Here is a 3,224-nt window from a genome sequence, read left to right on the forward strand (position 1 = left end):
TATTATGGTGATCCCCTGGGCGAAATGCGCCTGGTAAGCAGAGTTTTTGAAATGTAAGGCCTTTGAATAAGACAAAAGGCTGCCTCATCGCTAACTTTGCAACAGTGCCCAAATTGATATTAAAACATCTTCAGTTAAGCCTTTAAGAAATACTTATGCTTATATTGAAAAAAGATTTGGTGATAAACCAGCTTCACGTTATCAAGAAGCGACCTACGATATTCAGGAAGAAATTAATTTTCATTACAAACCTTTATGGCAGCCTGAATTTGATCTTTACGATAAGGGCCGTACTGTAATCCAAATGAAAGATTGGTACGTGCTTAAAGATCCTCGTCAATTTTATTATGGGGCTTATACCCAAACTCGAGCTAAACAACAAGAGATTTTAGAAAGTAATTTTACGCTTGTTGAAAAACACGATTTATTAAGAAATATTTCTGAAGAAATTCTAAACAAAGTAACGAAATTACTACTCCCACTTTATTGTAAACAAGACATTTTTATCTTTTATATTCAATGGCTTATTTTCCTGCTAATTGGTAATACCATGAAAAATACCATGCTCAGAAAAGGCTTAACAATATTTTGAAAAATTGCCTACTGAGCGCTGCCGCACAGCTCCATAGGCCGCTTTCCTGGCTTTGCTTCCAGATGTATGCTCTTCTGCTCCTGCAGCTAATGGATCACCGCAAACAGGTTACTCGCCTGGGGATTCCCTTTCGACCCGAGCATCCGTATGAGACTCATGCTCGATTATTATTATTATACTCTGTACACGACAAATTTCACAGAACCCTTATCCTATCAGGATTCTGCTTTCTTAAAATTGCCAAAATTTCCTTAAACTCTTCTTTTTTCCCAAAACCAATTAAACGCTGAATCGCCATTTGAACATAGTCTAAACCATAGCGAAATAAACTCATTGAGAGTCGTCCATGCTTCTTTATTTTTATCGCTTTTTTTTGATTATGTTGCCATTCACCCGTTAAGTAACACCAACAGAAGCTTATAGCTAACACCGCAATCAATTTTTTCACTCGTCTAGGGTCTGTCAAGCGCGTATTTTCAAGATTAAACCCGCGTCCTTTGAGACAACTGAATAAGGTTTCAATTTCCCAGCGTAATGCATAATCCTGAATAGCATTGGCATTAAACTGAGGAGAAACGACGAGTAAAAGCTCTCCATTTTCTAACTGTAGTGCACTTATATATAGTTTCACCCGACCAACCAAAATCCGTCGTTTACGACATTCAATTTGACCAACTTTAAGATGGCGAAATAAATCACTAATTTTATGATTCTTTCCTAAATGATTGGTGACAATGAAGTTTTTTTAACACGAATGCAGAAGTTGATGTCTTGTTCAATTAACCATGTAAACCACTGCTCACCGATAAACTCTCTGTCTGCGAACACATTCACAATACGGTCTTTACCAAAAATGGCTATAAAGCGTTGAATCAAAGCAATACGCTCTTTCGTATCTGAATTTCCACGTTTATTAAGCAATGTCCAAAGGATAGGTATCGCTATTCCACGATAAACGATTGCGAGCATCAGGATATTAATATTTCGTTTTCCCCATTTCCAATTGGTTCTATCTAAAGTCAGTTGCACTTGGTCGAATGAAAACATATTGAAAATCAACTGAGAAATTTGACGATAATCAAAATACTGACCTGCAAAGAAGCGCTGCATACGTCGATAAAATGATTGTGGTAAACACTTGATGGGCAAGGCTTTAGATGCAGAAGAAAGATTACATGTTTGCTTTAAAATAATCACAAGCATGATGAGCGCAAAGCACTTTAAATGTGACTTGTTCCATTTTAGAGATTTGTTTAAGATAAGATATAACTCATTGAGATGTGTCATAGTATTCGTCGTTAGAAAACAATTATTGTGACATTATTTCAATGAGTTATCTATTTTTGTCGTGTACAGAGATTATTATAGAAGCCCCCATGAATAAATCGCTCATCATTTTCGGCATCGTCAACATAACCTCGGACAGTTTCTCCGATGGAGGCCGGTATCTGGCGCCAGACGCAGCCATTGCGCAGGCGCGTAAGCTGATGGCCGAGGGGGCAGATGTGATCGACCTCGGTCCGGCATCCAGCAATCCCGACGCCGCGCCTGTTTCGTCCGACACAGAAATCGCGCGTATCGCGCCGGTGCTGGACGCGCTCAAGGCAGATGGCATTCCCGTCTCGCTCGACAGTTATCAACCCGCGACGCAAGCCTATGCCTTGTCGCGTGGTGTGGCCTATCTCAATGATATTCGCGGTTTTCCAGACGCTGCGTTCTATCCGCAATTGGCGAAATCATCTGCCAAACTCGTCGTTATGCATTCGGTGCAAGACGGGCAGGCAGATCGGCGCGAGGCACCCGCTGGCAACATCATGGATCACATTGCGGCGTTCTTTGACGCGCGCATCGCGGCGCTGACGGGTGCCGGTATCAAACGCAACCGCCTTGTCCTTGATCCCGGCATGGGGTTTTTTCTGGGGGCTGCTCCCGAAACCTCGCTCTCGGTGCTGGCGCGGTTCGATGAATTGCGGCTGCGCTTCGATTTGCCGGTGCTTCTGTCTGTTTCGCGCAAATCCTTTCTGCGCGCGCTCACAGGCCGTGGTCCGGGGGATGTCGGGGCCGCGACACTCGCTGCAGAGCTTGCCGCCGCCGCAGGTGGAGCTGACTTCATCCGCACACACGAGCCGCGCCCCTTGCGCGACGGGCTGGCGGTATTGGCGGCGCTGAAAGAAACCGCAAGAATTCGTTAACTGCACATTCGGGATATTTCTCTATATTCGCGGTTCAGCAGGCATGTCCCCTTTGAGGGCGACCCGACGACAGGATAATCGACCTTATGGTGCGCAAATATTTCGGCACAGACGGTATTCGTGGCAAAGCCAACGAAGGCGCGATGACGGCGGAAACCGCCTTGCGCGTCGGCATGGCGGCTGGCCGTGTCTTTCGTCGCGGTGACCACCGCCATCGTGTCGTGATCGGCAAGGATACGCGCCTGTCGGGCTATATGCTTGAACCCGCGCTCACAGCCGGTTTCACCTCGATGGGCATGGACGTATTCCTTTTTGGCCCGCTGCCGACAACGTATAGGAAGAATAAACGCCCTTTTCACCCAAGTCCAACAGCTTTGGACCGCAGTTGACTCTTTCGACACCCCTGCGATGCAACCCAATCCGGCTGACGGGGAGCCAGC

Annotated in this window: 4 protein-coding genes; 3 read left to right on the top strand and 1 reads right to left on the bottom strand. The window is 45.4% G+C overall.

Features of this window, described 5'->3' with window-relative positions:
• Positions 1-232: 232 nt before the first annotated feature.
• Positions 233-592 (top strand): phenol hydroxylase, encoded by a 360-nt coding sequence (locus tag ACJHYW_RS25040; protein ID WP_170628443.1) that lies wholly within the window; start codon positions 233-235, stop codon positions 590-592.
• 196 nt (positions 593-788) lie between these two features.
• Here ACJHYW_RS25040 and ACJHYW_RS25045 read toward each other — a convergent pair.
• Positions 789-1,879, bottom strand: a protein-coding gene (locus ACJHYW_RS25045) for an IS4-like element ISAba1 family transposase (protein ID WP_085940648.1) whose coding sequence is annotated in 2 segments (ribosomal slippage) — positions 789-1,339 and positions 1,339-1,879 — 1,092 coding nt in all. Because the reading frame shifts where the segments join, the coding sequence is not laid out codon by codon here.
• A gap of 89 nt (positions 1,880-1,968) precedes the next feature.
• On the opposite strand from ACJHYW_RS25045, the gene sul2 reads away from it, so the two are divergent.
• Positions 1,969-2,784 carry a sulfonamide-resistant dihydropteroate synthase Sul2 gene (sul2, locus tag ACJHYW_RS25050; protein ID WP_410233386.1) on the top strand — a complete coding sequence of 272 codons (816 nt, stop codon included), beginning with the start codon at positions 1,969-1,971 and terminating at the stop codon, positions 2,782-2,784.
• Positions 2,785-2,870: 86 nt separating this feature from the next.
• Positions 2,871-3,173 (top strand): phosphoglucosamine mutase, encoded by a 303-nt coding sequence (locus ACJHYW_RS25055; RefSeq protein ID WP_000251875.1) that lies wholly within the window; start codon positions 2,871-2,873, stop codon positions 3,171-3,173.
• Positions 3,174-3,224: the final 51 nt, after the last annotated feature.

This window comes from Escherichia sp. WS3063 (genome assembly GCF_046486595.1).
Classification (GTDB): domain Bacteria; phylum Pseudomonadota; class Gammaproteobacteria; order Enterobacterales; family Enterobacteriaceae; genus Escherichia; species Escherichia coli.

Coding starts and splice junctions, on each gene's coding strand:
- sul2 (WP_410233386.1), top strand. CDS start 1,969: ATGAATAAATCGCTCATCATTTTCGGCATCGTCAACATAACCTCGGAC.
- ACJHYW_RS25055 (WP_000251875.1), top strand. CDS start 2,871: ATGGTGCGCAAATATTTCGGCACAGACGGTATTCGTGGCAAAGCCAAC.